The organism is Streptomyces sp. NPDC104106 (genome assembly GCF_055584345.1).
Window position 1 is genome coordinate 100,953 of record NZ_JBVJMF010000008.1, and the last position, 25,923, is coordinate 126,875.

General features: G+C 71.5%; 22 protein-coding genes and 1 pseudogene. 5 read left to right on the forward strand and 18 right to left on the reverse strand.

Annotated features, from left to right (window positions below; genetic code table 11):
• Nucleotides 1–72: 72 nt before the first annotated feature.
• Nucleotides 73–354 (forward strand): hypothetical protein, encoded by a 282-nt coding sequence (locus ACZ60X_RS20440; RefSeq protein ID WP_469600230.1) that lies wholly within the window; start codon nucleotides 73–75, stop codon nucleotides 352–354.
• 71 nt (nucleotides 355–425) lie between these two features.
• Here the strand turns inward: ACZ60X_RS20440 and ACZ60X_RS20445 are convergent, their stop codons facing one another.
• The 9 genes from ACZ60X_RS20445 to ACZ60X_RS20485 form a co-directional block, all read right to left on the reverse strand.
• Complete coding sequence (locus ACZ60X_RS20445; RefSeq protein WP_469600232.1) at nucleotides 426–770, reverse strand: hypothetical protein; 345 nt, start codon at nucleotides 768–770, stop codon at nucleotides 426–428.
• Nucleotides 771–985: 215 nt separating this feature from the next.
• Nucleotides 986–1,255, reverse strand: a complete 270-nt coding sequence (locus ACZ60X_RS20450; RefSeq protein ID WP_469600234.1) for a hypothetical protein — start codon at nucleotides 1,253–1,255, stop codon at nucleotides 986–988.
• Nucleotides 1,256–1,387: 132 nt separating this feature from the next.
• Nucleotides 1,388–1,768, reverse strand: coding sequence for a hypothetical protein (locus tag ACZ60X_RS20455; protein ID WP_469600236.1), 381 nt, complete (start codon nucleotides 1,766–1,768; stop codon nucleotides 1,388–1,390).
• 36 nt (nucleotides 1,769–1,804) lie between these two features.
• Entirely contained in the window at nucleotides 1,805–2,050 is a 246-nt protein-coding gene (locus ACZ60X_RS20460; RefSeq protein ID WP_469600238.1) for a hypothetical protein, read from the reverse strand.
• Between the two features lie 126 nt (nucleotides 2,051–2,176).
• Entirely contained in the window at nucleotides 2,177–3,589 is a 1,413-nt protein-coding gene (locus ACZ60X_RS20465; RefSeq protein WP_469600240.1) for a condensation domain-containing protein, read from the reverse strand.
• Between the two features lie 123 nt (nucleotides 3,590–3,712).
• Nucleotides 3,713–4,579, reverse strand: coding sequence for a tyrosinase family protein (locus ACZ60X_RS20470; protein ID WP_469600243.1), 867 nt, complete (start codon nucleotides 4,577–4,579; stop codon nucleotides 3,713–3,715).
• A gap of 193 nt (nucleotides 4,580–4,772) precedes the next feature.
• Nucleotides 4,773–6,221, reverse strand: coding sequence for an aldehyde dehydrogenase family protein (locus ACZ60X_RS20475; protein ID WP_469600245.1), 1,449 nt, complete (start codon nucleotides 6,219–6,221; stop codon nucleotides 4,773–4,775).
• Between the two features lie 159 nt (nucleotides 6,222–6,380).
• A complete protein-coding gene (locus tag ACZ60X_RS20480) occupies nucleotides 6,381–8,018 on the reverse strand; it encodes a PucR family transcriptional regulator (protein ID WP_469600247.1) in 1,638 nt (545 codons plus the stop codon).
• A gap of 132 nt (nucleotides 8,019–8,150) precedes the next feature.
• A complete protein-coding gene (locus ACZ60X_RS20485; RefSeq protein ID WP_469600249.1) occupies nucleotides 8,151–10,568 on the reverse strand; it encodes a type IV secretory system conjugative DNA transfer family protein in 2,418 nt (805 codons plus the stop codon).
• A 313-nt stretch (nucleotides 10,569–10,881) separates the two neighbouring features.
• Here ACZ60X_RS20485 and gabT point away from each other — a divergent pair, with 313 nt between their 5' ends.
• Both gabT and ACZ60X_RS20495 read left to right on the forward strand, forming a co-directional pair.
• Nucleotides 10,882–12,216 (forward strand): 4-aminobutyrate--2-oxoglutarate transaminase, encoded by a 1,335-nt coding sequence (gabT, locus tag ACZ60X_RS20490; RefSeq protein ID WP_469600251.1) that lies wholly within the window; start codon nucleotides 10,882–10,884, stop codon nucleotides 12,214–12,216.
• Nucleotides 12,217–12,675: 459 nt separating this feature from the next.
• Nucleotides 12,676–13,281 (forward strand): annotated as a pseudogene (locus ACZ60X_RS20495) (phosphatase PAP2 family protein); the annotation flags it as partial.
• On the opposite strand, the gene ACZ60X_RS20500 reads toward ACZ60X_RS20495, so the two are convergent.
• The 8 genes from ACZ60X_RS20500 to ACZ60X_RS20535 form a co-directional block, all read right to left on the reverse strand.
• Nucleotides 13,223–15,037: a chitinase gene (locus tag ACZ60X_RS20500; RefSeq protein ID WP_469600254.1), complete on the reverse strand. Its 1,815-nt coding sequence runs from the start codon at nucleotides 15,035–15,037 to the stop codon at nucleotides 13,223–13,225. The pseudogene ACZ60X_RS20495 and the gene ACZ60X_RS20500 overlap by 59 nt on opposite strands.
• 81 nt (nucleotides 15,038–15,118) lie before the next feature.
• A complete protein-coding gene (locus ACZ60X_RS20505) occupies nucleotides 15,119–15,580 on the reverse strand; it encodes a bifunctional DNA primase/polymerase (protein WP_469600256.1) in 462 nt (153 codons plus the stop codon).
• A 134-nt stretch (nucleotides 15,581–15,714) separates the two neighbouring features.
• The gene (locus tag ACZ60X_RS20510) at nucleotides 15,715–17,145 is read right to left on the reverse strand and encodes an NAD(P)/FAD-dependent oxidoreductase (protein ID WP_469600258.1); all 1,431 of its coding nucleotides are present in this window, start codon (nucleotides 17,143–17,145) and stop codon (nucleotides 15,715–15,717) included.
• A gap of 48 nt (nucleotides 17,146–17,193) precedes the next feature.
• Nucleotides 17,194–17,997, reverse strand: coding sequence for an ABC transporter permease (locus ACZ60X_RS20515; RefSeq protein WP_469600260.1), 804 nt, complete (start codon nucleotides 17,995–17,997; stop codon nucleotides 17,194–17,196).
• Nucleotides 17,998–18,927 (reverse strand): ABC transporter permease, encoded by a 930-nt coding sequence (locus tag ACZ60X_RS20520; RefSeq protein WP_469600262.1) that lies wholly within the window; start codon nucleotides 18,925–18,927, stop codon nucleotides 17,998–18,000.
• Nucleotides 18,927–20,087, reverse strand: a complete 1,161-nt coding sequence (locus tag ACZ60X_RS20525; protein ID WP_469600264.1) for an ABC transporter ATP-binding protein — start codon at nucleotides 20,085–20,087, stop codon at nucleotides 18,927–18,929. Before ACZ60X_RS20525 ends, ACZ60X_RS20520 begins: the two co-directional genes overlap by 1 nt.
• A complete protein-coding gene (locus ACZ60X_RS20530; protein ID WP_469600266.1) occupies nucleotides 20,084–21,331 on the reverse strand; it encodes an ABC transporter substrate-binding protein in 1,248 nt (415 codons plus the stop codon). The genes ACZ60X_RS20525 and ACZ60X_RS20530 overlap by 4 nt, the downstream gene beginning before the upstream one ends.
• A 49-nt stretch (nucleotides 21,332–21,380) precedes the next feature.
• Entirely contained in the window at nucleotides 21,381–22,913 is a 1,533-nt protein-coding gene (locus ACZ60X_RS20535; RefSeq protein ID WP_469600268.1) for a gamma-aminobutyraldehyde dehydrogenase, read from the reverse strand.
• Between the two features lie 207 nt (nucleotides 22,914–23,120).
• On the opposite strand from ACZ60X_RS20535, the gene ACZ60X_RS20540 reads away from it, so the two are divergent.
• Nucleotides 23,121–23,678: an NADAR family protein gene (locus tag ACZ60X_RS20540; RefSeq protein ID WP_469600270.1), complete on the forward strand. Its 558-nt coding sequence runs from the start codon at nucleotides 23,121–23,123 to the stop codon at nucleotides 23,676–23,678.
• Nucleotides 23,679–23,852: 174 nt separating this feature from the next.
• On the opposite strand, the gene ACZ60X_RS20545 is transcribed toward ACZ60X_RS20540, so the two are convergent.
• On the reverse strand, nucleotides 23,853–24,644 hold the full coding sequence (locus ACZ60X_RS20545) for a DUF4190 domain-containing protein (protein WP_469600272.1): 792 nt from the start codon (nucleotides 24,642–24,644) through the stop codon (nucleotides 23,853–23,855).
• Nucleotides 24,645–24,845: 201 nt separating this feature from the next.
• Here ACZ60X_RS20545 and ACZ60X_RS20550 point away from each other — a divergent pair, with 201 nt between their 5' ends.
• Nucleotides 24,846–25,916, forward strand: a complete 1,071-nt coding sequence (locus ACZ60X_RS20550; RefSeq protein ID WP_469600274.1) for an adenosine deaminase — start codon at nucleotides 24,846–24,848, stop codon at nucleotides 25,914–25,916.
• The last annotated feature ends 7 nt before the right edge of the window (nucleotides 25,917–25,923 follow it).

Here is a 25,923-nt window from a genome sequence, read left to right on the forward strand (position 1 = left end):
CGTATCAGCCTTTATGGCACAGATGGCGATTTCTCTCACAGATCGCATCCTCCTCATTCCATCGGAGATCACATGCGCAAGGTCCGCACCACCGCCGTTCTCCTCGCCGCGTTCGGGAGCCTCGGACTCCTGGGCGCCGGCACCGCCCACGCCGGCCAGGGCGGGGGCAGGGGCGACGAATTCAACATCTCGCAGAGCAGCACCTGTCGGTCGCACGACCTCAACGCCGACGTCCTCGGCGAGGTCGGGATCCTCAACGGCCTGGGTGGCAACCTGCTGAACGGCGAGGGCAACTCGGGTGCGCAGCAGTCGTCGCTGGGCTCGTCCATGGGCTGCAACAACTCGTTCAAGTAGGACCGTCAACGACGATCCCCGGTATCCCGACCAGCGGTTGGGGTACCGGGGATCGTCGTGTGGGCCGACGCTCAGAGCTCGATGTGCGGCTTCCTGAAGCCCTTGGGCAGCTTCGCGGTGTTGGAGCAGTCGACGACCTCCCCGGCGGTGGCGGAACCGCCGCCCATCAGCCGGTCGTCCGGGAACACCACGCGCGGACGGTCCGTCGTCGAGCAGTCCTGCGCCTGCCTGAGGATGTGCACGCCGCTCTTGTCGGTGCGGGTCTCACTCTTGTGGACACAGACGGTGCCGCCCTGAGCGGTGGTCCTGCAATCGCCCGGGGAGCTGTCCGCGTACGCGTGTCCGGCGCCGACGCAGAGTGCGGCGAGACCGCCGACGAGACCCGAGACAGTGGCGATCTTCCGTGCAACGAACATGAGTTGTCTTCCTTTGCGATGGGGGCCGGGGCGCGTGCCGTTGATCGGCGCGCACCCGGCCCGATCAAGTCCGGACAGCGCCGCAGCCCGGACGCAGGCCCCGACAGGGTCGGGGTGCTTCCGGGCTGCCTTCGCCATGGATGTCACTCAGTGCACCGGCATCCCGGACCGAAGGGGCGCCGGTCCGGGATGCCGAGGTCGTACGACGTACGCTTTTACTCGTCACCCTGGTGCTGGTCGTAGCCACCCTGCTGGGGACCCTGGTCACCCTGCTGGGGACCCTGGTCCCCGTGCTCCTGCGACTTGGGCTGCGGCACGGTGTAGTAACCGCCGCCGACGGCCACCGCGTTGGCGGACGAGTTGGCCACGGCGGTGATCTGCGGGGGCGCGTCCTCGCCACCGGCGGCGGAGCTGACCCCGGCACCGACGAAGGAGAGCCCCGCAACCGCCACCGCTACGACCGCAGCGCGCTGAAACTTACGCATGGATTGACCCTTTCTTGCCCAGGCGAAAAACGCCCGGCTCGACTACTTAGTGTGAGCATATACACACACTCCGTAGTTACCGTGGATCTGCGCTCCACACGTGGCGCGTCGCCCCCGTCCGCCGTACCGGCGCTACGAGGCGCCGACCGGAAGGAGTCGGCCCATGAGGCCGGGGGCGTCACCGCCGGGCGCCTCCCGCCCACCGTTCTCCGCGGGCGGAACTCCCACCGTCTCGGAGGAACAGGTCACCGTGGGCCCGAGCCGCTCCTCCCCCTGCCCCAGGAAGGCGGGCAGCCTCACGGGCTGCACCGGCTTGCAGGTCTCCTGATGCGGGAGGGTGCCGCCTTCGGGCACCTCACCCTTGATCCGCTGGGTACAGGTGAGGTTGCCCAGGAGATCGCGCGTGCAGGTCCCCGGACCTCCTGCGGCATGCGCCGGAGTGAGGCCGATGCAGGTCACGGCAATGCCGCCGACGAGACCCGAGACAGCGGCGATCTTCTTCCTGCTGAACATGTGATGCGCTTTCCGTCGTAGGGATGCCCGCCGGACTCAGTGGGTGAAAGCGTTGTTGAACTGACCGCAGTTGGTGTCCAGGGTGTCGGAGAGTCCGAGCACGCTGAGCGGGACGTCGTTCTGGGACACCGTCTGCGGACTGCACTCCTGGTAGGGACGGTAGAGATCGGTCACCTGCGGCCCGCTGTCGTAGGCGTCGGCCATGGCGGGAACGGCACCGATGGCGGACAGGCCGCCGGCGGCCGCCACTGCTGCGATCACGACCTGCTGAATCTTGCGCATGGAACTCTCGTCCTTTGCTCATACGGCGAAACTGATTGCCGACCGTAACTGCGCGAACACTAGCAGTAACAGCAGGGGCGTTGCACACGGACATCCACAACACGGGTGAACCGGGCGAAAGTTGCGTCAGGAGAACGCCGACGCCGCGAGACGCGAGCAAGCACGTGCGGGCACGGAGACGATCAGGTCCCGCAGCGCCTCCTCATACCGCCGCACGTTCTTGTACGCGACGTCGGTGTCCGGATACCGGCAGGCGAACCACAGCCCCTCGTGCAGCCGGTTGACCCAGGCGCACACCTGGTCGCCGTAGGAGACCCGGATCAGCCCGTACGCCTTCTGCCGGGTCCAGGCGGCCGATCCGGGAATGAGGCGGGCATCGACATACGAGATGATCGAGTACATGTCGGGCGAGGTCGGGCGGAAATCCGTGCCGAGCAGCCGCAGCACGCGGGCCAGCGGAATGCGCGCCAGCGACCGGTTGGCCCGGAGTTCGGCGCGGACCATGCCGAGCGCATCCGTCAAGTCCCGTGCCGCGGGGACCTCGATGGGCGCGCCGCCGACGTACCAGCCCACGGAGTCCGACCACGCGGACTTCGAGCGGGTGTGGAACGGCACCACCGTGCGGTAGACCGGCTGCCCGCCGAGTTCGTGGACGATCAGACTGGTCGCGGCCAGGATGCCCACCAGACTGCCGCCGTAGGGACGGCAGTACGCCTCGAACGCGGCGGCGGCGTCCGCGTCGACCAGCGGGCCGCACGCCAGCTTCTGGGCGGGCAGCGCGCCGCCTGCCCGCAGACCGAGGTCGATGGGCAGTTCCGGAAGCCTGCCGTCGCACCGGGCGATGAACTCCCGCCAGCGCGCGACGATCGCGTGGGTGTCGTCGATACCGTCCGCGTTCGCCCGCTCCTGTTCGCAGAAGTCCACGTAACTTCCCACCGACGGGCCGATGACGGGCAGCCCCGCGGCGCCCGCCGTGTACAGTCCGTGGATCTCGCCGGGGATGCGTTGGATGGAGTAGGCGTCGACGTTGGTGTGGTCGAAGGCCATGTACACACTGGTCGAGTCCTCGCGTACGACGGCCGCGTAGATGAGGTTCGGCCAGCCGAGCGCGTCCGCCGCGGCGTCGAACCGGTCCTGCAGGTAACGGGTCAGCGCTTCCGGGTCGGCGAAGTCACCGACCACCTCGCGGCGCAGCGACACGTCGCTCTCGTCGAGCGTGAATCGCTGCATGTCGTCACCGGCCCACCTGAAGCCGCTGCGCAGCGTCTCGTGACGCAGCGTCCAGGCACGCAGCGCCCGTTCCAGCGCGTCGAGGTCCACCCGGCCCGGCAGGTCGAACGCCGTACCGAGCCAGGTCGGTACGAACAGTCCGTCCTCGCGCACCGAACGGGCCGTCCTGATATGCGACTCCTGGATGTACGCCGGCGGCCGCGGATCCGGTGGCAGCGCTGCCGCGGCCGCGATGGTCGCCGGGCTGAACCTCCACTCGACGAGCCGTCCGGGCCGGATGTGGCAGCGCTGGATGTCAGAAATTCGCACGGTGGCGTCTCCTTCGCAGAAGACACAAGCTTGATCAAGGGGAAGCCGTACACGAGCGGTGTTCACTGTGTCGTCCGCTTTTCAGCGGGATGTGTGACGCCTCGAACGGAGAAGCGACGCACCTCACGCGTAGCGGTAGACGCCGCCCATTTCCTCCAGTTCGTCCGGCGTGACGTCCCACGGCGGCAGCCTCTCGTAGCGAGCCACGATCCGGCCGTGCTGGGGGTCGCGCCTGCCGGGAGGCTCGGCGGGGAGGTACCGGTGATCGCGGTGCCGTCGCTGCCAGCGGGTCCACTGGAGGTCGACGAAGGAGTGATGCAGCCAGAAGACCGGGTCGTTGGGGGAGGCGGCGCTGCGCATCACCCCGCCGACCCAGTGGTGCACCCGGTTGTGGTTCTGCCAGGAGACGCTGCCCCGGCCCCTCCCCCATCCCTCCAGCTTGTTGCGGAACCCCTGGGTGACCTCCGAGTTCCAGGGCCAGGTGTCGTACTCCGGGTCGGCCAGGGCCAGTTCGAGGTCACGGCCGGTCGGCAGCTGGATCGGGGCGCGGGCGCGGCCGAGGTCGCGGGTGAGGTAGGGCACGTCGGTCACGTTCTCGGTGATCTTCCAGTGGCCGCCTCGGTAGGCGAACGGGCCCGTCATCACCTGCCGGTCCGTGTGCCGTCCGTTGCCGCCGAGCAGGTCGTCGGTCCACGGCAGGGAGTGTGCCGTGCGGTCCCGGGTCCAGTCCCAGTACGGCACCGTCACCGACGCGTCCACCCGGCGCAGCGCCCGCTCCAGCTCGAGCAGGAGCTTGCGGTGCCAGGGCAGGAAGGACGGTGTCATGTGGGCAGTACGCAGGGCGTGTTCGCCGTCCGCGGAGTTGTGCGCGATGTGCATCCGTACGAACTCGTCGTACACACCCCGGCGTTTGACCTCGAGCAGAGCTTCGACGAACCGCCGCCGCTCGGCGCGGGTCAGGTCGGTGACGTTCTTACGCGTGTAGACCACGTGCGCCTCCCTCGTCCATTGGCCGAAGCGGTAACCGCCGAACGATCCTTCGGGTCACTGCGGTGCGGCCGGACCGGTGACGCGACGCCGCGCCGCGCTCGAGGCGGGCCTCTTCGGCGGCGCGGAGACAACGAACGGCCGAGCCCCCGCACAGTGGGCTCGGCCGTTCTGTTCCTGACCTGTCCGTGGCAGGTCAGAGCGCGAGACCGGTCAGGACCAGTACGCGCTCGTAGGTGTAGTCCTCCATCGCGAACCGCACGCCTTCGCGGCCCACGCCGGACTGCTTGGCGCCGCCGTACGGCATCTGGTCGGCGCGGTAGGACGGGACGTCGCCGATCACCACGCCACCGACCTCCAGGGCGCGGTGGGCGCGGAAGGCGGCCTGGAGGTCGTGGGTGAACACGCCCGCCTGGAGGCCGTACTTGGAGCTGTTGACCGCGGCGAACGCCGCCGCCTCGCCGTCCGCCTTCTGCACGCTGAGGACGGGTCCGAAGACCTCCTCGCGGGCGAGGGTGGTGTCGGCCGGGAGGTCGGTGAGCACGGTCGGCGCGTAGGAGGCGCCGTCGCGCTTGCCGCCGGTCAGGAGCTGGGCGCCGGCGTCGACCGCCTCGTTCACCCACGCCTCGACACGCTTGGCCGCGTCCTCGCTGACCAGCGGGCCGACGTCGGTGGCGGCGTCGCTCGGGTCGCCGGTGACCTGGGCCTCGACGGCGGCGACGATGCGCGGCAGCAGCCGGTCGTAGACCGACGCGTCGGCGATCACCCGCTGCACGGAGATGCAGGACTGGCCGCCCTGGTAGTTGGAGAAGGTCGCGATGCGGGTCGCGGCCCAGTCCAGGTCGGCGTCGGAGGCGTAGTCGCCGAGGACGACCGCGGCGCCGTTTCCGCCCAGCTCCAGCGTGCAGTGCTTGCGCGGCACCGAGTCCATGATCGCGTAGCCGACCTTGTCGGAGCCGGTGAAGGAGATGACCGGCAGGCGCTCGTCCTGGACGAGGGCGGGCATCCGCTCGTTGGTGACCGGCAGGATCGACCACGAACCGGCCGGCAGGCCCTCGGTCTCGGCGAGGAGGTCACCGAGGATCAGCCCGGACAGCGGGGTGGCCGGGGCCGGCTTGAGGATGATCGGCGCGCCGGCCGCGATCGCCGGGGCGAGCTTGTGGGCGCACAGGTTCAGCGGGAAGTTGAACGGCGCGATGCCGAGCACGACCCCCTTGGGGAAGCGGCGGGTGAGGGCGAGGCGACCCTGGCCGCCGGCGTCCGTGTCGAGGCGCTGGGCCTCGCCGCCGTTGAACCGGCGGGCCTCCTCGGCCGCGAACCGGAACACGGAGACCGCACGCCCGACCTCGCCCCGGGCCCACTTGACGGGCTTGCCGTTCTCGGCGGAGATCAGCTGGGCGATCTCCTCGGCCCGCTCGGCCAGCCGCTTGCTGACGTGGTCGAGGGCGGCGGCCCGCACGTGCGCCGGGGTGGCGGCGAACTCGTCCCGCACCGCGTACGCCGCGGCCACGGCCTCCTCGACCTGGGCGTCGGTCGGCACGCTGACCGTGCCGACGAGCCGGCCGTCCCACGGGGAGGTGACGTCGAAGGTGTCCTCGCCGGTGACCTGGCGGCCGGCGAGCCAGAAGGCGTGGGTGGAAGTCATATGTCGAGTCCCGGCCCTTCCGTGTCGGAGGTGTGCTTGGCTTGCGTGCTCAACGGTAGGGCGGGGGCGCACGGCGGTCGTTTGTCCGAGTCGTAGCAGTGAACGTCCCGCGCACTACTGTTTGGACTACTGGACCGCTGGACCGCCGACCCGCCGGGTTTACTCCGTGCCGCTGCCGGTCGCCTTCAGGGCGAGCCACAGCTCCATCCGTACGTCCGGGTCGTCCAGCGAGCGCCCCAGGATCTCCTCGACCCTGCGCATCCGGTACCGCAGCGTGTGCCGGTGCACGCCGAGGTCCGCCGCGGCCGCGTCCCACTGGCCGTGCCGCGAGAGCCACGCGCGCAGCGAGGCGACGAGGTCCCCGCGGCCCGTCGCGTCGTGTTCGTACAGCGCCCGCAGCAGGCCGTCGGCGAACGCCTTGACGGCGTCGTCGGCCAGCAGCGGCAGCATCGAGCCGGCGGCCAGCTGCTCGTGCTCCACCAGCACCCGCCCGCGTCGCCGCGCCACCGACAGCGCCTGCTCCGCCTGTTTGTAGGCCGCCGCCGCGGCGATCGGTCCGGCCGGCGCGGACAGCCCGACTTCCAGCTGCTCCTCCTCGCCCCCGGCCTGCTCGGGCCCTGACCCGGCCCGCGCCGTCTCCAGCGCCGCCGCGTAGCGGGTGCAGGCGGCCACGGCGGCTCCCCCGTCGGCGGCCAGCACCACCAGCCGCTCCCCCTCGGGCACGACCAGGACGGCCTCGCCGGAACGGGCGGCGGCGGACTCCACGCTCTCGACGAGCCCGCCCAGGCTGTCGCCCCCGGCGTCGGGGACGGACGGGACGGCGCCCCCGGACGGCGCGCGAGCGGCGGATCCCCGCACGGACTCGGCGACGATCATCCGGAACGGGGCGTCCAGGAGCCCGCCGTACAGGTCCCCGGCGACGGCCCGGGCGTGGTCGGGCTCCCCGGCGAGGAGCATGCGCAGCACCGCCGCGCCGACGCGCTGTTCCGCCGCGTGCAGGGAGCGGGAGCGTTCGGTGGTGAGGGTGAGCAGGGCGATGGCGGAGTGCACGGCGTAGCGCTCGGCGGTGCCGAGGGCGGCGGCCGTGCCGACGGCGAGCGCGGCGCGCGGCCGGCGGCCCGTGCCGAGGGAGTGCAGCTCCACCCGGTCCTCGTGCTCGGGCCCGCCGACGACGCAGGAGGCGGGCGCGGGCCGCTCCCGCAGCCGTTCCACCTCGGCGGTGAGGCGGGCGGCGCGGCGGCCGGCCCACTCGGGCGCGGCGGCGACGACGGCGCCCGAGGCGTCGTACAGCGCGGCCCAGCCGTCGAGCTGCGCGGCGAGCGCCCCGAGCAGTCCCTCGGGGCCGGCGTTCAGCGCCTGCTTGGTCAGCTCCCGCTGGGCGGCGAAACCCGCTGTGACGGCCCGGTACTGGTCGGCGGCGATGGCGGCGGAGACGGCCTTGCTGATGGCGAGGAAGGGGGTGCGGCGCGGCACCTCCAGCAGCGGCAGGCCCTCTTCCCGGGCGGCGTCGACCAGCGCCTCGGGGATCTCCTCGTAATTGACCCCGACGGCGAAGCCGAGCCCTACGACACCGGCCCCGACCAGCCGTTTCACATACCGCCGCATGGCCTCACGGTCCTCCGCGTCCAGCTTGAGGGCGGTGATCAGCAGCAGCTCGCCGCCCTCCATGTACGGCACGGGGTCGGCCAGCTCGCTGACGTGGGCCCAGCGGACGGGCACGTCGAGCCGGTCCTCGCCCGCGCGCACGGTCAGCTTGAGCGCGGAGTGGTGGACGAGCGAGGCGAGGGTGGGGGGCATGGGACCTTCACGATGAGGGGAATCCGCCGATCACGCACGCACGCCGACGGCTGATCATGGTGATCTTTTGGCCGCCGCGTATGAACGGCCTATCCCGATTCTGCCTCACCGTACGATCCCACGCCGCCCCCTTCAGCCCCGCAGATCCACGAGCGACGGCGGCGCGTGCTCCCCTCGCACAGTGGTCAACGACAACACCGCGTGCCCGGCGGGCACCCCGTGCGCCAACTCGGACGCGGACCACCGCTCACGTTCGACTTGGCGGACGGTGACGGCCTCCGTCGTCACGGCCTTGCCGGTGATCAGCTTGCGCAGGGCGTGGATCGCGCGCGTCATCGGCTGGTTCGCGAAGACGGTGTGCCGGGCCACGTCCCGGGTCTCCACCCACTCGGTGCCCCAGGCATCCGCGAACCTGCCCCCGTCCCAGGTGGCGACGCCGGAGAACGCCATGCGGCAGCCGACGGCGGCGTAGAGCGGGCCGTGCAGCGCCTCGGGGACGTCACCGACCGTGCGCAGGGCGAGTACGACCCCCGCGTTGCGCGAGCGCAGCCGCGGGATGCGGCGCAGGGACTCGCTCGTCACCGCGCCGGTGGCGTCGTCCAGGACGAGGCAGAGGAAGTGGTCACGGTCGCCCGCCGTCGCGACCGACCCGAACTGGGCCAGCACCAGCCGGGTGACGATCCGTGCCGCCTCCTCGTGTCCGCGCTCGGGCAGGTCGATACGGACCCGCAGCGGATGGTGGGCGACGGCGCGCAGCGAGAACGGCCGGGCCCCCGCGCCGTCCGCGCCGAAGAACCCGGCGAACGCCGGGCGGTCCAGCACGGCGAGCCGGTCGGCCAGCACCGGTCCGGGATCGCCCGCGCTGCCCGACTGCCGGGCGCGCGCCTCCAGCTCGCGGCGCATCGAGCCGTGCTCGTCGCCCGCGAGGGCCGCGCGCAGCTCCGCCAGGGCCGACGGCTCCCCTTCCAGAAGTTCACGCAGGGCGGGCAGGGTCGGAAAGCGTCCGTGCGCCGCCCGGTAGGGACCGAGGAGCTGGGCGAGCGCGGTGACCGCCCGCTGTCCGCTCACCGTGTCCAGATCACCGACGAGCCCTTCGGCCAGGAAGGCGGCCGCCTCGTCGGGGTCCTCGGACTCGGCGTAGGGGTCGAGGTCGTGGACGGAGGCTGGGTCGCCGAGGCGCACGACGACGTCGTGGGCCGAGTCCGGGCCGAGCGGGGTGCCGGCCGCGCAGACGGCGACGACGGCACACTGCCCGGTCAGCGCCTGCAGACCGAGCGACTCCACGACGGGCTGGATCAGATGGCGTGTCTTGCCGGAGCCGGACGGTCCCACGGCCAGCAGCGAGGTGCCGAGGGTCTCCGGTGCGAGGGCGGCTCCCGCGCCGCCGTATCCGGATGCGGTGCGCTCTGCCGCCACCCACTGCCCGATACGCACCTGCCCGGCGAGCAGATCGTGCCGCGCGGTCCGGCCGGGCAGGTCACGGTGGCCGGACGGATGGGTCCAGGCGGCTCCGCCCTCACGCAGGACCGTGTCGGAGAAGGAGGAGACCCGGGCCAGGGCGCGGGCCCTCGTCCACATGTGGCCGACCCGCGCGCAGTCCACGTCGTTCATCCGGCCGGCGTCCACCTCGGCACTGAGCAGGTCCGCGGCCTGGTGCTGACCGGCCTCCCTGAGGTCGGGCCACTGCGACGGCCGCCGGTCCACGGCCGGCTGTGCGCTCTGCCCCGCCTTCGCCCGCCCGCGTGCGGCGAGGGCCTCCTGCGCGAGGGGCCGCCAGCCACCGATCCGGGCGAACGGCCACAGCACCAGCGCGGTGACGAGCGCGTACAGCCCGTCGGTGAGCCACTGCGACGCGAACACGCTGTAGTCGCCGGTGATCAGCACGATCAGCGAGAACAGCGGATCCTGGACGGGCAGGGCGTTCCAGCCGAGGCCGAACGCGCTCGGGAAGACGAAGGCCAGCGCGATCAGCGCTCCCACGGCGGCGACCAGGGCGCGGGCGGGCTGCTCCCTGCGGCTGACGAGGTGCCGGATGATGTCGCCCCAGCTGCCCAGGCGTGCCATGGCGTACAGGAGGACCGCGAAGACCACGCCGTCGGCGACGGTGAGGGCCTCGGCCCCCTTGAAGCTCTTGGGTGTCGTCGTACCGCCCCACCACCAGTCGTCCGGCGTGAGCAGTTTGAGGACGGTCCACTGGTAGGGAAGGCTGCCGTGCCGCCACAGTGACCACAGCAGCAGCCCCGCCGCCAGGGGGACGACGAAGCCGACGATGGTGACGGGAGCGAGGCGCTGCGCCGGGCGTGCGTCCTTGGGCGGGCGGTAGCCGTAGCGCCAGATGCCGGGCCGGACGGCCGGGCGGGGCTGGTCGAGCCACTCGGCGACGGGCGAGCGGGACGGCGCGCCGTGGGGGGCGTGCGCGGGCGGGTGCGGTGGCACGTCCGGCGCGCGGGACGGCCGCGGCGGCACCCCCCCTCCCTCCAATGGCGGAGCCGGGCGCGGGACTGGGTGGGCGTGTGTGCCGCGTGCGTCCCGTGTGCCGTCGCTGTCCATCGCCCTTGCCCCCTGACCAGCCGTTCCGTCCACCGTCAGCGAGCCAATCTAACGCCCTCGCCCGGGGAGTTCAGCGATTACGGGGCCGACGGCGCCGGGCGAGCGGGTGGAGTTCGGGCGGGCGGCTATGTCCACCGCGGACAACCGGCCGCGCCGACAACGCCCACATGGAGCATGCCCACCCCCTTCCCCCGGCCCTAGCCTGCGAAGAAAGACACGTAAGCGGCCGAAAACGCACCGCCCGGGACCCCCCGGAAGCCTCCGGTACACGCCGGACGGACCGCCCGTACGCAAGATCGTCAGGAGCCCCCTCATGACCGCACTGCCCCAGGAGCGCCGCGTCGTCACCGCCATCCCCGGCCCGAAGTCGCAGGAGTTGCAGGCCCGCCGTACCGCCGCGGTCGCGCAGGGCGTGGGCTCCACGCTGCCGGTCTTCGTCACCCGCGCCGGCGGCGGCGTCATCGAGGACGTGGACGGCAACAGCCTCATCGACTTCGGCTCCGGCATCGCCGTGACCAGCGTCGGCGCGTCCGCCGAGGCCGTCGTACGCCGGGCCTCCGCCCAGCTCGCGGACTTCACCCACACCTGTTTCATGGTGACCCCGTACGAGGGGTACGTGGCCGTGGCGGAGGCGCTGGCCGAGCTGACGCCCGGCGACCACGCCAAGAAGTCCGCGCTGTTCAACTCCGGCGCCGAGGCCGTCGAGAACGCCGTCAAGATCGCGCGTGCGTACACCAAGCGGCAGGCCGTGGTCGTCTTCGACCACGGGTACCACGGGCGCACCAACCTCACCATGGCGCTGACCGCCAAGAACATGCCGTACAAGCACGGCTTCGGCCCGTTCGCGCCCGAGGTGTACCGGGTGCCGGTGGCCTACGCGTACCGCTGGCCGACCGGGGCGGAGAACTGCGGTCCCGAGGCCGCCAAGCAGGCCATCGACCAGATCGCCAAGCAGGTCGGCGCGGACAACGTCGCCGCGATCATCATCGAGCCGGTCCTCGGCGAGGGCGGCTTCATCGAGCCGGCCAAGGGCTTCCTGCCGGCCATCCGCCAGTTCGCCGCCGACAACGGGATCGTCTTCGTCGCCGACGAGATCCAGAGCGGGTTCTGCCGGACCGGTCAGTGGTTCGCGTGCGAGGACGAGGGGATCGTCCCGGACCTGATCACGACCGCCAAGGGCATCGCCGGCGGTCTGCCGCTCGCCGCCGTGACCGGCCGCGCCGAGATCATGGACGCCGCGCACGCCGGCGGCCTCGGTGGCACCTACGGCGGCAACCCGGTCGCCTGCGCCGCCGCGCTCGGTGCCATCGAGACCATGAAGGAGCAGGACCTGTGCGGCAAGGCCAGGCGCATCGAGGAGGTCATGAAGGGCCGCCTCACCGCCATGGCCGAGAAGTTCGACGTCATCGGTGACGTGCGCGGCCGCGGCGCCATGATCGCCATCGAGCTGGTCAAGGACCGGGCGACCAAGGAGCCGGACCCGCAGGCCACGGCCGCGCTCGCCAAGGCCTGCCACGCGGAGGGCCTGCTGGTCCTGACCTGCGGCACCTACGGCAACGTGCTGCGCTTCCTGCCCCCGCTGGTCATCGGCGAGGAGCTGCTGAACGAGGGTCTCGACATCATCGAGCAGGCCTTCGCGCGCATCTGAACCACGGGTCGCTCCCCGCTGACGGGACGTACGGCAGGCCGTGTGAAGAAGGTGTGCGAGGTGGATGGCGGGACGCCGTTCCGGCTGCCCAAGCACGTCCGCCTGCCGTAGGTTCTACGCAGATGAGAGATACACCCCGCCCACAGGGGACTGTGGGCGATCTCAGGCCGGGGCCTCCCCAGCTACGGCCTGGCCGTGCCCTCGCGCACACAACCGGCGCCTGACGGCTCCGGGATCTCCTCACCGATCGGACGGTCGCCGCCCCAAACCCCCCGGGGCGCGCGACGTTCCGATCCGGACGGCCGCCTCGGAACCACCCCCCCTGTTCCGGGGCGGCCGACCTCCTTCTCCGCGCCGCGTGCCGACTCTGTCAAGCTGGGCGCCGTGTCGACCGTCCGCCGCCGTGCCCCGCTGCTGATCCTCCCGGCCGTGCTCTTCGTCCTGCTCACCTGGCAGGTCATGGCGCACGGTCCGCTGTTGCGCCTGGACGCCCGCGTCAGCCGGGCGCTCGTGCGTCCGGACGGCTTCGCCGAGGTCCTCTCGGACCTCGGCAACGTCCAGGTCGCCGTGCCGGTCCTCGTGTTCGCCCTGGTCCTCGTCCTGTGGCGGGGCCGTCGCGCCGGTCCGGAGCGCTGGTGGCTGCCGCCCGTCGCCGCCGCAGCGCTGATGGCGCTGGTCCCGGCGATCGTCGTCCCCCTGAAGGAGTGGACCGCCCGGCCGGGGACCCCCGTGGTGCCCCCGGGCACCGGCTACTTCCCGTCCGGCCACACGGCGACGGCCGCCGTCGCGTACGGCTCCGCGACCCTGCTCCTGCTGCCCTGGCTGCGCTCGGCGGCCGCCCGCCGCACCCTGGTCGCCGTCTGCGCGGCCCTGGTGCTCGGCGTGTCGTACGGCCTCGTCCGCCACGGCTACCACTGGCCGCTGGACGTGGTGGCCAGCTGGTGCCTGTGCGCCGTGCTGCTGACGGCCCTGTCCCTCGTGCCCGGTGCCGGCCGGGGCGCGGCCCTCAGCCGAAATACGCGTCGAAGTTCTTCTGGAACTCCCAGTTCGCGTAGCGGTCCCAGTTCACCGACCACGTCATCAGACCCCGCAGCCCCGGCCAGGTCCCGTGGGTCTGGTACGAGCCGCAGTTCGTCCTCTTCGTCAGGCAGTCCAGGGTCTTCGTGACCTCGGACGGCGGTACGTAGCCGTTGCCCGCGTTCGTCGAGGCCGGCATGCCGATCGCCACCTGGTCGGGGCGCAGCGGCGGGAAGACGTTGGCCGGGTCGCCCGCCACCGGGAAGCCGGTGAGCAGCATGTCGGTCATGGCGATGTGGAAGTCGGCGCCGCCCATGGAGTGGTACTGGTTGTCCAGGCCCATGATCGGGCCCGAGTTGTAGTCCTGGACGTGCAGCAGGGTGAGGTCGTCGCGCAGGGCGTGGATGACCGGCAGGTACGCCCCGCAGCGCGGGTCCTGGCCGCCCCACTTGCCGGTGCCGTAGTACTGGTAGCCGTTCTGCACGAAGAATGTCTCGGGCGCCATGGTGAGGACGAACCGGGATCCGTACCTGGCCTTGAGGGTCTTCAGGGCCGAGATCAGGTTGACGATCACGGGGGTCGTGGGGTTCTTGAAGTCCGTGTCGTTCGTGTCCAGGGACAGCGAGTGGCCCTCGAAGTCGATGTCCAGGCCGTCCAGGCCCCAGGTGTCGATGATGTCCGAGACGGAGGAGACGAAGGCGTCGCGGGCCGCGGTGGTGGCCAGCCGGACCTGGCCGTTCTGGCCGCCGATCGAGATCAGCACCTTCTTCCCGGCCGCCCGCTTGGCCTTGACGGCCGCCTTGAAGTCGGCGTCGGACTCGGCGTTCGGGCAGTCGGTGACCGGGCAGCGGTGGAAGCGGATGTCGCCGGAGGTGGGCGAGGTGGGCTCGCCGAAGGCCAGGTCGATGACGTCCCAGCTGTCGGGGACGTCGGCGAGGCGGGTGTAGCCGGAGCCGTTGGCGAAGCCGGCGTGGAGGTAGCCGACGAGGGCGTGCGGCGGCAGGCCGGACGAGCCGCCGCCACCGCCGCCGGCCGCGGTGGTCGTCGCGGTCACCGCCGCAGACCTCGCGGACTCCCCCGCGTCGTTGCCCGCGCTGACCTGGAAGCTGTACGCCGTCGCGGCCGTCAGGCCCGTGACGGTGGCGGACGTGCCGGTCACCGTCCGCGCCCTCGTCCCGTCGCGGTAGACCGTGTAGCCCGTGGCGCCGGTCACCGCCGACCAGGACAGGGTGACGGAGGACGCGGTGACGGATCCGACGGTCAGGCCCGCGGGTGCGGCGGGCGGCTGTCCGGTGCCGCTGCCGCCGGGGCCGACGAGGGAGAGGTCGTCGGCGTCGTAGGCACCGGTGCCGTACCAGCCGTGGGTGTAGACGGTCACCTGCGTGGTGGTGGCACCGGTGGTGAAGGTGGTGCTCAGTTTCTGCCAGTCGGGGGCGGACGGGGTCCAGGTGGAGACGTCGGTGGTGCCGGTGCCGTTCGCGCCGAGGTAGACGTAGGAGCCGCGGACGTAACCGGACAGGGTGTACGTCGAGCCGGGCCGGACGGCGACGGTCTGTGCGCACTGGGCGTCGTCGCTGCCCACCGGGGTCGCCTGGAGCGCGGAACTCCCGCTGTGCACAGGCGAGTTGACGACGGTACCGGCGGTGCAGGTCCAGCCGTCGAGGCCGGACTCGAAGCCGCCGTTGGTCAGGACGTCCGCGTCGGCCGCACGGGCGGCCGACGAGAGCGCGGTGATGCCGGGCACGGCCGGCAGGGCGGCCGCCAGCAGGGCGAGGAGGAGTCCGGGGCGTCTGGCGCGGTCCACAAGGGCCTCCGGGGCGGGGGGAGTTGGGGCGGAGCGGCTGTTCCGGGCGCACCCTCAATTTGGTCCAGACCAATATCCTTGTCAAGGCGTCCCGCCACCCCGGCCGGCGGCGAGCCCCGCGGCCGCCTCGTGCATCGCCAGTTCCAGCAGCGCGGGATCGGTGAGCGTGCCCGAGCCGTCCGGTGGCACCAGCCAGCGCACCCCCCTGGTCGTCCGGCCCGGGTACGGCACGACGATCCAGGTGCCGGGTCCCGCCGTGCGGATACCGGTGCCCACCCAGCGGGCGGCGGTGCCCGGCGACACGAAGAACCCGACCCGGCCGTCGCCGAAGCCGGCGAGCACCGGGCCGGGCCGGCCGAGGACGCGGGTGAGCACGTCCAGGGTCGGATACCCCAGCTCACCGGGGACGATGAGCACGTCCCAGGCCCTGCCGGCGGGCAGCAGCGCGACCCCCGAGGGGTTTCGCTCCCACTCCCGGCGGCAGGCGTCGGGGTCCGGTGCGACGGATGCCAGCCATTCGACGGCCGTCTTCGCCCCAGTCATCAAGAAGGCCTCCTTCTTCTCCTGTCGACGCGGTCGATCGCGTCAGCAGGAGAGAGGGAGGCCTTCCGGGGGCATTACGCGGGTTCCGCGGCCCCTTGGGAGTGATCTGCGTCACACATCGGCATCACGTCGGCTCAGCTGTCGAAGCCGAGCCCCAGCCGGTCCATCGCGCGCAGCCAGAGATTGCGCCGGCCACCGTGCGCGTCCGCGCGGGCCAGGGACCACTTGGTCAGGGCGATCCCGGTCCAGGCGAACGGCTCCGGCGGGAACGGCAGCGGCTTCCTGCGGACCATCTCCAGCTCCGTGCGCTCGGTGCGCTCGCCGGCCAGCAGGTCCAGCATCACGTCCGCGCCGAACCGGGTCGCGCCGACGCCGAGCCCGGTGTACCCGGCCGCGTACGCGACCCTGCCCTGGTGCGCGGTGCCGAAGAAGGCCGAGAAACGCGAGCAGGTGTCGATCGCGCCGCCCCAGGCGTGGGTGAAGCGGACGCCTTCCAACTGCGGGAAGCAGGTGAAGAAGTGGCCCGCGAGCTTGGCGTAGGTCTCGGGGCGGTCGTCGTACTCGGCGCGCACCCGGCCGCCGTAGTGGTGCACGGCGTCGTAGCCGCCCCAAAGGATCCGGTTGTCGGCGGACAGCCGGAAGTAGTGGAACTGGTTGGCGCAGTCGCCGAGTCCCTGGCGGTTCTGCCAGCCGACGGACGCGAGTTGGCCCTCGCTCAGCGGCTCGGTCATCAGGGCGTAGTCGTAGACCGGGACGGTGTAGGAGCGTACCCGGCGCAGCAGGCTCGGGAAGATGTTCGTGCCGAGGGCGACCTGGCGGGCGCGGACCTGACCGTAGGGCGTGGTCACGGCCATGCCCGCGCCGTACGGCCTCAGTGTCAGGGCGGGCGTGTGCTCGTACACCCGCACGCCGAGCGCGCGGCAGGCCTTCTTCAGGCCCCAGGCCAGCTTCGCGGGGTGCAGCATGGCCACGCCCCGCCGGTCCCACAGGCCCGCCTCGAAGGTGGGCGAGTGCACCTGTGCGCGCACGGCGTCGGCGTCCAGGAACTCGATGCCCTCCGCGAGGCCCTTCGCCTCGAGTTCCCGGTGCCAGTCCTTGAGTTCCCAGGCCTGGTAGGTCTCGGTGGCGACGTCGATCTCGCCGGTGCGCTCGAAGTCGCAGTCCATGCCGTACCGGGCGACGGCGGCCTCGATCTCGTCGAGGTTGCGCCGACCCAGCTCCTGCAGTTTCCCGATCTCACCGGGCCAGCGGGTCAGGCCGTTGGGCAGGCCGTGGGTGAGGGAGGCGGCGCAGAAGCCGCCGTTGCGGCCGGAGGCGGCCCAGCCCGCCTCGCGGCCCTCCACCAGCACCACGTCGCGCCGCGGGTCGCGCTCCTTGGCGTTCAGCGCGGTCCACAGCCCGCTGTAGCCGCCGCCGACCACCAGCAGGTCGCAGGTGTCGGTGCCGGTGAGGGCCGGCTCGGCGTGGGGCTTTCCGGGGTCTTCCAGCCAGTACGGGACCGGCTGGGCTTCGGAGAGAGAGGCGATCCAGTTGTCTCTGCCACGGCTCATGGCGCTCGGGGCCATGATTTCAACTCCCTACGAGGGTTTTCCTGAAAGGCTGCCCGGAACGGCTCACGCCTTTTGCTTGTTGTTGCGGCGGTTGGTGACGAGCATCGAGAACAGCGTGATGAGGACGGCCACGAGGAACATGGCCGTACCGATCACGTTGATCTGCACCGGGGTTCCGCGCTGGGCCGAACCCCAGACGAACATCGGGAAGGTGACGGTCGAGCCGGCGTTGAAATTGGTGATGATGAAATCGTCGAAGGACAGCGCGAACGACAGCAGCGCGCCCGCGGCGATCCCGGGTGCCGCGATGGGCAGGGTGACCCGCAGGAAGGTCTGCGCGGGACCGGCGTACAGGTCCCGGGCGGCCTCCTCCAGGCGCGGGTCCATCGACATCACGCGCGCCTTGACCGCGGTGACGACGAAGCTGAGGCAGAACATGACGTGCGCGATCAGGATCGTCAGGAAGCCGAGCTGGGCGCCCATGTTGAGGAACAGGGTGAGCAGCGAGGCGGCCATGACGACCTCGGGCATCGCCATCGGCAGGAAGATCAGCGAGTTGACGGCACCACGCGCGCGGAAGCGGTAGCGGACCAGCGCGAAGGCGATCATCGTGCCGAGGATCGTGGCGCCGATCGTCGCCCAGACCGCGATCTGGAGGCTGACGGACAGCGACCCGCACATGTCGGCGACGCCGCACGGCTGTTTCCAGGCGTCCAGCGAGAACTGCTGCCACGCGTAGTTGAAGCGCCCCTTCGGCTTGTTGAAGGAGAACACGGTGACGATGACGTTCGGCAGCAGCAGGTAGGCGAGCGTCAGCAGTCCCGCCAGCACGACGAGATGGCGCTTGAGCCAGTTGACGAAGGGCATTTAGACCAGATCCTCCGTCCCGGCCCGGCGGATGTAGATCGTGACCATGGCCAGGATGGCGGCCATGAGGATGAAGGAGAGGGCCGCGGCCGTCGGATAGTCCAGAATGCGCAGGAACTGCGTCTGGATCACGTTTCCGATCATGCGCGTGTCGGTGGAGCCGAGCAGTTCGGAGTTGACGTAGTCGCCGGCCGCCGGGATGAACGTCAGCAGCGTGCCGGAGACCACACCCGGCATCGACAGCGGGAAGGTCACCTTGCGGAAGGTCGTCCAGGGCCTGGCGTAGAGGTCGCCGGCCGCCTCGTGCAGCCGCCCGTCGATCCGCTCCAGCGAGGTGTACAGCGGCAGGATCATGAACGGCAGGAAGTTGTACGTCAGTCCGCACACCACCGCCAGCGGTGTGGCGAGGACACGGTCGCCCGCCGTCCAGCCGAGCCAGTCGGTGAGGCCCAGGACGTGCAGCGAGCTCAGGGTGTGCACGACCGGGCCGTTGTCCGCGAGGATCGTCTTCCAGGCGAGCGTGCGGATCAGGAAGCTGGTGAAGAACGGCGCGATCACCAGGACCATGATCAGGTTCCGCCAGCGGCCCGCGCGGAACGCGATGAGATACGCCAGCGGGTAGCCGAGCAGCAGGCACAGCACCGTCGCGGCGGCGGCGTAGAGGACGGAGCGCAGGAACTGCGGCCAGTACTCGCTCAGCGCGTCCCAGTAGGTCGCGAAGTGCCAGGTGACCTTGTAGCCCTCCTCCAGCGAACCCGTCTGCACGGACGTGGAGGCCTGGTAGATCATCGGCAGCGCGAAGAAGACGACCAGCCAGAGCAGGCCGGGCAGCAGCAGCCAGTACGGCGTGAAGCGGCCGCGCCTGCGCGGGGGTTCGGCCTCCGGCTCGGCGGGGGCGAGCGGGGGTGGTGCCTCGGTGATCGTCGACATCAGGCGGCCGCCTCTTCCTCGGTGCCGGCGTCGATGTCCTGCGCCGCGTCCAGGCCGAAGGTGTGCGCGGGGCTCCAGTGCAGGACGACGTCGGCGCCGGGCACGAGCCGGCCGTCGCGCTCGACGTTCTGGACGTAGACCGAGAGTTCGGCGCAGACCGGGCTGTCGATCACGTACTGCGTGGAGACGCCGATGAAGCTCGCGTCGGCGATCGTGCCGGTGAGCCGGTTGCGGCCCTGCGGTATCCCGCCCGCGTCGTCGGCGTGGGTGAGGGAGATCTTCTCGGGGCGGATGCCGACCAGCACCTTGCCGCCGGCCGGCGTGGGCGCCGAACATCGCGACCCGGGCAGCACGAGCTTGCCGCCGCCGGCCTTGAGGACGATGTCGTCCCCGCTCTTGGTGTCGACCTCGGCCTCGATGAGGTTGGAGGTGCCGAGGAAGTTCGCGACGAAGGTGGTGTTCGGGTTCTCGTAGAGGTCGGTGGGCGAGCCCAGCTGCTCCACGCGGCCCGCGTTCATCACGGCGACCGTGTCGGCCATGGTCATGGCCTCCTCCTGGTCGTGCGTGACGTGGACGAAGGTGATGCCGACCTCGGTCTGGATGCGCTTGAGCTCCAGCTGCATCTGGCGGCGCAGCTTGAGGTCGAGGGCACCGAGCGGCTCGTCGAGGAGCAGCACCTTGGGGTGGTTGATGAGGGCGCGGGCGACGGCGACGCGCTGCTGCTGGCCGCCGGAGAGCTGGTGCGGCTTCTTGCGCGCCTGCTCGCCGAGCTGGACGAGGTCCAGCATCTCCTCGACCTGTTTCTTCACGCTCTTGATGCCCCGCCGGCGCAGGCCGAAGGCGACGTTCTCGAAGATGTCCAGGTGCGGGAAGAGGGCGTAGGACTGGAAGACCGTGTTCACCGGCCGCTTGTACGGCGGCAGGTGGGTGACGTCCTGGTCGCCGAGGCGCACGGTGCCGGAGGAAGGTTCCTCCAGGCCCGCGATCATGCGCAGGGTGGTGGTCTTGCCGCAGCCGGAGGCGCCGAGCAGGGCGAAGAAGGAGCCCTGCGGCACGGTGAGGTCCAGCGGGTGCACGGCGGTGAAGCCGTTGTCGTAGGTCTTGCTGATACCGGAGAGGCGGACGTCGCCGCTGTTGTCTGGTGTCGTCATCGTCGTCACGCCCCTGTGAGCTTCGAGAACTTCTGCTGGTAGGCCGTCTCTTCCGCTTGCCTCAGCACGCGGAAGGCATGGGACTTCGCCTGCATGGCCTTGTCGGGAATGATCAGCGGGTTCTTCGCCGCCGAGGCGTCGATTTTCGCAAGGTAGGGCTGTACTCCGGCGACGGGGCTCACGTAGTTGATGTAGGCGGCCAGCTCGGCGGCGGGCTCGGGCTCGTAGTAGTAGTCGATGAGCCGCTCGGCGTTGGTCTTGTGGCGGGCCTTGTTGGGGATGAGCAGGTTGTCGGTCGAGGACATGTAGCCGCTGTCGGGGATGAGGTAGCCGACGTCCGGGCTGTCCGCCTGGAGTTGGACGATGTCGCCGCCCCAGGCAAGGCAGGCGGCGAAGTCGCCCTTGGTGAGGTCGGAGGTGTAGTCGTTGCCGGTGAAGCGGCGGATCTGGCCCTTGTCCACGGCCTTCTGCAGGCGGGCGATCACCTGGTCGAAGTCGTCGTCGGCGAACTTCGCCGGGTCCTTGCCCATGTCGAGCATGGTCATGCCGATGCTGTCGCGCATCTCGGTGAGGAAGCCGACGCGGCCCTTGAGCCGGGGGTTGTCCAGCAGGTCGGAGACCGACTTCACCTCGACGCCGTCGAGCGCCTTCTTGTTGTAGGCGATGACGGTCGAGATGCCCTGCCAGGGGTACGAGTAGGCGCGGCCCGGATCCCAGTCGGGGGCGCGGAACTGGTCCGACAGGTTGGCGAAGGCGTGCGGCAGGTTGGCCGGGTCCAGTTTCTGGACGTACCCGAGCCGGATCATGCGGGCGGCCAGCCAGTCGGTGAGCACGACGAGGTCGCGGCCGGTGTCGTGGCCGGCGGCCAGCTCGGGCTGGAGCTTGCCGAAGAACTCGTCGTTGTCGTTGATGTCCTCGGTGTAGGTGACCTTGATGCCGGACTGCCGCGCGAAGTGATCGAGCGTGGGACGGCCCTTGCCCTTGGCGTCCACGTCGATGTACTGGGGCCAGTTGGAGAAGTTGACGATCTTCTCGGTGGCGGAGTGGTCGTCGGCGGAGACACCGCCCTGGGTCTTGGTCGCCGCGGGGATCCCGCAGGCGCTCAGGCCCCCGAGTCCGCCGGCCGCGAGCGCGCCGCCCGCGGAGGCGCGCAGCAGCGACCGGCGGGTCAACGCGGCCCGGCCCTGACGGAGACCGCGCCGTACGGCGGCGAATTCGACCGGCGTCACAGGGCCGGGCTCGTGACTCTCCATGCGCGTGGTGCCCTTTCGGGAGGGGTGGGCCGGGTCGGGGCCCGATCGGCTATCGGTCCCCGAAGACGGTGCGGTGCCAGTCCTTCGCGGCCACCGCGGTGTTGTCGAACATTACGTGCTTGACCTGCGTGTACTCCTCGAAGGAGTACACGGACATGTCCTTGCCGAAGCCGGACGCCTTGTAGCCGCCGTGCGGCATCTCGCTGATGATCGGGATGTGGTCGTTGATCCACACACAGCCCGCCCTGATCTCGCGGGTGGCCCGGCCCGCCCGGTACACGTCGCGGCTCCAGGCGGAGGCGGCGAGGCCGTACGGGGTGTCGTTGGCCAACCGGATGCCGTCGTCGTCGCTGTCGAACGGCAGGACGACCAGGACCGGGCCGAAGATCTCGGACTGGACGATCTCGCTGTCCTGGGCCGCGTCGGCGATCAGCGTCGGCCGGTAGTAGGCACCGCTCGCCAGGTCCCCTCGCGGGGCCTCGCCGCCGGTCACCACGCGCGCGTAGGCACGCGCACGGTCCACGAAGCCGGCGACCCGGTCGCGCTGGACGTGCGAGACGAGCGGCCCGAGGTCGGTACCGGGCGCGAAGGGATCCCCCAGCCGCACGGTCTCCATCAGCGCGGCCGTCCGCTCCACGAACGCCTCGTACAGCGGGCGCTGCACGTACGCGCGCGTGGCGGCCGTGCAGTCCTGCCCGGTGTTGATGAGCGCGCCGGCGACGGCGCCGTGGGCCGCGGCCTCCAGGTCGGCGTCGTCGAACACCACGAAGGGTGCCTTGCCGCCCAGTTCCAGATGCAGGCGCTTGACGGTCGCGGTGGCGACCTCGGCGACGCGCCTGCCGACGGCCGTGGACCCGGTGAAGGAGGTCATGGCGACGCCGGGATGCCCGACGAGGTGCTCCCCCGCCTCCTTCCCGGTCCCGGTGACGATGTTGACCACACCGTCCGGCAGACCGGCGTCCGTGGCCGCCTGGGCGAACAACAGCGAGGTGAGCGGCGTCGGCTCGGCGGGCTTCAGCACGATCGTGTTGCCCGCTGCGATCGCCGGGAGGATCTTCCACGCGGCCATCTGGAGGGGGTAGTTCCAGGGGGCGATGGAGCCGACGACTCCGATGGGTTCCCGGCGGACGTACGAGGTGTGGTCACCGGAGTACTCGCCGGCGGACTGGCCGGCCAGGTGCCGGGCGGCGCCCGCGAAGAAGGCCGTGTTGTCGATGGTGCCCGGCACGTCGAACTCGCGGGTGAGCTTCAGCGGCTTGCCGCACTGCAGGGACTCGGCGCGGGCGAACTCCTCGGCCCGGTCGGCGATTACGGCGGCGAACCGGTGCAGGGCGTCGGAACGCTCGCCCGGCGTGGCCGAGGACCAGTCCCGGAACGCCTCCCGCGCGGCGGCCACGGCCGCGTCGACGTCCTCGGTGCCGGCCAGTTCGTAGGTGTACACCTCCGCGCCGTTCGCCGGATCGACCACCGCGTGCGTGCGGCCGGAGGTGCCCTTCGTCAGGCGGCCCGCGATGAACTGCGCGCCCTCGGCGAACCGGTCCCGCGCGGGAAACCGTTCCGGGACGGTACCCGGGTTGTGCATGTCGCCCTCCTCCGCCGTGTGCCCCGTCCGGGGGTGGGTGGCGTAGCTCCAGCTCGAATTGAGTGCCGATCCTGACAGAGCTACGGGACTCCAACAAGTGATTCCGTTGTTGCCTTTTGGTTACGCGACGGAATCTGTCGACCAGGTGTCGAGTCGTACCGGAAAAGGGCGGACGGAGTGTCAGTGGTGCGTGCCAGACTCGCGTGCATGGGGAAGATCGACGGGGTGGAAGCCCTGATCAGCGAGGTCCGCGCGGGCACGCACATCAGGTACCTGCACTTCTGGGGGCACCGGCCGCGCAAGGACGGCGGCGTCGGCGCGGGCTGTCTGAGCCAGTGGTGGCCGTCGCCGTTCGTGGTGGGCGGGGTGGAGTACGCGACGGCCGAGCACTGGATGATGGCGGGCAAGGCGCGGCTCTTCGAGGACGCGGAGGCCGAGCGCAAGGTCCTCGCCGCCGGGCATCCCTCGCAGGCGAAGAAGGCCGGCCGGCTGGTCCGGGGCTTCGACGAGGCGATATGGGAGCGGGAGCGGTACCGCATCGTGGTCGAGGGCAGCGTGCACAAGTTCGCGGCGGACGACGCCCTGCGCGCGTACCTCCTCGGCACCGGTGACCGTGTGCTGGTGGAGGCGAGCCCGGTGGACCGGGTCTGGGGCATCGGCCTCGCGGCGGGCGACGAGGCGGCGGCTGACCCGGAGCGCTGGAGAGGGCTGAACCTGCTGGGCTTCGCGCTGATGGCGGCCCGCGACAGGCTCGCAAAGGCCTGACCCGGCGACAGGGGACGCCGGGCTCTGCTCGGTGCCCCGCCTCGCGGGCTCAGCGGGTTCGGCGAAGTCCGGGTGCGCTTCGGCAACGCCCCGAAGGGGCGCGGGGAACCGCGCGATGAGCCGCGGCGGACCCGCGGCCGACCGACGGCATGTCGCGCGCTGCCGGCGGAGCGCTCAGGTGGCCATGGCCACGAAGAAACCGATGAACGCCACCACCAGCGCGATGCCCGCCGCGCCGCAGATCAGCCCCGCCAGGGCCATCCCGGGGTTCGTCGCCTCGCCCCGCTTCGCCTTCCCGCGGCCGATGGCGCCGAAGATGATCGCGAGGATGCCCAGCACCAGGGCGACCGGATACGCCACGAAGCCGACCACGGACAGGATGCCGCAGACCAGGGCGGCCGTACCGAGGCCGTTGCTCGGGGCCGGCTGCATGCCGGGCCAGCCGTAGAGGTTCGCGGCCGGATAGGCGGGGTACGGCGACTGCGGTCCGCCCGGATACCCGTAGGACGACGGCGCGCCGGGATAGCCGTACGGCACCTGGCCGGGGCCGTCGGGGGCGATGGGCGGCGGGGGCACGGGCTCGGCCGCCGGGTGCGGGGCGGCGTACGGCTGCGCCGTGGCGACCGGCGGGGCGAACGGGCTCGGCGGGGCGGCCGGGGGCGCGTACGGACTCGCGGGCGGCGCGGCGTACGGATCGGCCGGCGGCGCGAAGGGGTTCGCCGGGTGCGTCGGGCCGGTGGCCGGTGCTGCCCAGGAGGCGGGTACGGCGTCCGTGGGCAGCGAGGTCACCGTCTGCTGGTCGTGCACGGAGCCGAAACCGGGGGCGTGGCCGGCAGCCGGGGCCTGCGGGGCGGCGTCCGCTGCGCTGTCCTGCGCGGTCTTGCCCAGGGACACCCCGGGTGCCGCGGGCCGCTCGCCGGCGGGCGGCTGCTCCGGTGGTGTGAACTGCGGCCCCTCGTCGGACATGGTGGACGTGCCCCCCTCTGCTGGATGTGCCTCATGCTACGGGCCGCTCCGGACGGCACGGGCCGGGGCCTACGATGATCCCGCGCACCGATCAGCCGATCACCGCGCCCGCACCACGGACCCCCTGCCGCCACCGGCGGGTTCCACGGACCCGGTCCCACCGGCCGGGTCGCCGCGGGCGCCCGTCCCGGGGAGGACCCCTTGACCGACCACAGCTCCGCGCCCGCCGCCGGCACCGCCGACCCCGACCTGCGGCCCTTCATCGCCGGCCTCCCCAAGGCCGAACTGCACGTCCACCACGTCGGCTCGGCCTCCCCGCGCATCGTCTCGGAGCTGGCCGCCCGGCACGCCGACTCCAGGGTCCCGAGCGACCCCGAGGCCCTGGCCGAGTACTTCACCTTCACCGACTTCGCGCACTTCATCGAGGTCTACCTGTCGGTGGTGGACCTGATCCGCACCCCCGAGGACGTCCGGCTGCTGACCTACGAGGTGGCCCGCGACCTGGCCCGCCAGCAGGTGCGGTACGCCGAGCTGACCATCACCCCCTTCTCCTCCACCCGGCGCGGCATCGACGCGCCGGCCTTCATGGCGGCCATCGAGGACGCCCGCAAGGCGGCCGAGGCCGAGTTCGGGACCGTGCTGCGCTGGTGCTTCGACATTCCCGGCGAGGCCGGGCTGGAGTCCGCCGAGGAGACCGCGCGGCTGGCCACGGACGACCGGATCCGGCCGGAGGGCCTGGTGTCGTTCGGGCTCGGCGGGCCGGAGATCGGTGTCCCCCGCCCGCAGTTCAAGCCGTACTTCGACCGGGCCATAGCGGCCGGTCTGCACTCGGTGCCGCACGCCGGGGAGACGACCGGACCGCAGACGGTGTGGGACGCGCTGACCGAGCTGCGCGCCGAGCGCATCGGGCACGGCACCAGCTCCGCGCAGGACCCGGAGCTGCTCGCGCATCTCGCCGAGCACCGGATCCCGCTGGAGGTCTGCCCGACCTCCAACATCGCCACCCGCGCGGTCGACACCCTGGACGAGCACCCGATCAGGGCGTTCGCCGAGGCCGGGGTGCTGGTCACGGTCAACTCCGACGACCCGCCGATGTTCGGCACCGACCTCAACACGGAGTACGCGGTGGCGGCCCGGCTGCTGGAGCTGGACGAGCGCGGGCTCGCCGACCTCGCCAAGAACGCCGTCGAGGCGTCCTTCCTGGACGCGGCGGGCAAGGCGCGGATCGCGGCGGAGATCGACGCCTACACCGCCGCCTGGCTCACCCGCTGACGCCTGC